At 67.0% G+C, this 1,540-nt stretch carries 1 protein-coding gene; it reads right to left on the reverse strand.

Going from position 1 to position 1,540, the window contains the following annotated elements:
- Positions 1-206 precede the first annotated feature (206 nt).
- Positions 207-1,328 (reverse strand): calcium-binding protein, encoded by a 1,122-nt coding sequence (locus DB30_RS39455; protein ID WP_052559145.1) that lies wholly within the window; start codon positions 1,326-1,328, stop codon positions 207-209.
- Between the last annotated feature and the right edge of the window lie 212 nt (positions 1,329-1,540).

Raw genomic sequence — 1,540 nt, forward strand, 5'->3', positions numbered from 1 at the left:
GCTTGAACCAAACTTGACTCAAATTCCCACGAAATTGGGTGTCAAGGGAGCTAGACTACGCGCAGTGGCAGACCGCAGTGGACTGGTTGCGCGCGGATCTACTAGGGCTGCGGGATCAACTGCAAGCCCAAATTGACGGTTGAGCCGCGCTACCACCCGCGCGGCTGCTGGTGGGTTCCCACCTTGCCCCCTGGGCTCGGGCGAGACTAGCGAAGCTCGGTCTGGATCTGTTCGATGAGGTTTTGACCCGAGAAGTAGCCCAGCACCGTCAGGCGAGTGCCCGGCCAGACAACCCATAGATCTTGCCCAACCCGAGCCTGGACCACGTCCGCGGATCCATGACCGCCGATCCAGATCACATCGTCGCCGCTGACGTCGCTCGAGATCGTGTCATCGCCGTCGCCCGCTCGCCACAGGTAGGTGTCCGCGTCGGGCCCTCCAGCGAGGATGTCGTCACCCTCGCCGCCAGTGATGAGATCGTCGCCGGCTTCGCCAAACAATTGATCCACGCCGCCGCCGCCGAACAGCCGGTCCGGATCGGCCCCGCCGTAGAGGGTGTCGTCATCATCGTCGCCGAACAGCCAGTCCGCGCCCGCGTTTCCAAGCAGGTCGTCGTTGCCGACGCTGCCGTAGAGCACGTCGTCGCCCGCACCGCCGGTGAGGGTGTCGTCGCCGGTGCCACCGTCGAGGTAGTCGGCGTCATTTTGACCGAACAGGTTGTCGGCGCCGGTCTGGCCGAGCACCCGATCATTGCCGTCGCCCGCTTGAATCGTGTCGTTGTCCTCGCCTCCGAAGATCTCGTCGTCGCCACCAAAGCCGAAGATCGCATCGACGCCCGCGAGCCCTTCGATGCTGTCGTTCATCGCCGTGCCGTTGAGCGTCTCGCCGTCCGGGGTGCCGACGAGCGGGGTGCCGCCGACGTCGCTCCACGGGCTCAGATCCGGCATGGCGCTGGGGCTGGGATCGATGACGCCGCCCTGGACCGGGATGGCTTCGACGAGCTCGCAGTCGGGGACGCCCTCGCAGACGTCGACGTCACCGTCACCAGTGTCGCCGTCGCCGTCGCCCGTATCGCCGTCGCCGTCGCCGTCGCCCGTGTCGCCGTCGCCGTCACCCGTGTCGCCGTCACCCGGATCACCATCGCCCGGCTCCCCGTCGCCGTCACCAGTGTCGCCGTCGCCGTCACCAGTGTCGCCGGGCTCGCCATCGCTGGACGTGTCAGTGGTCGTCGTTGCGTCGCTCGGGTCGCCAGCGTCACCGCTACCAATCGAGTCGAAGCTACACGCCGCGGTCAGGCAGATGACAAGCACGATCCTGGTTGCGCGCACTCCCCGAGTCTGGGTGAAGCCCGACCCGATGTCGAGGATCCCCTACAACAGCGGCTCGTCGATCACGGCGCCGTCGATGTCGTGGCTCAGCGTCGCAAAGCGACCAACGTCCGCCGGAGACGAGCGAGCCCCCCTCGGGGGGCCACTCACACGACCGCGAACAGCTAGCCGGCCCGACGAGCGAGCCGCGAACAACGAGCGCTCCGACCAAC

The sequence above is a fragment of the Enhygromyxa salina genome, assembly GCF_000737335.2.
Classification (GTDB): Bacteria; Myxococcota_A; Polyangia; order Nannocystales; family Nannocystaceae; genus Plesiocystis; species Plesiocystis salina_C.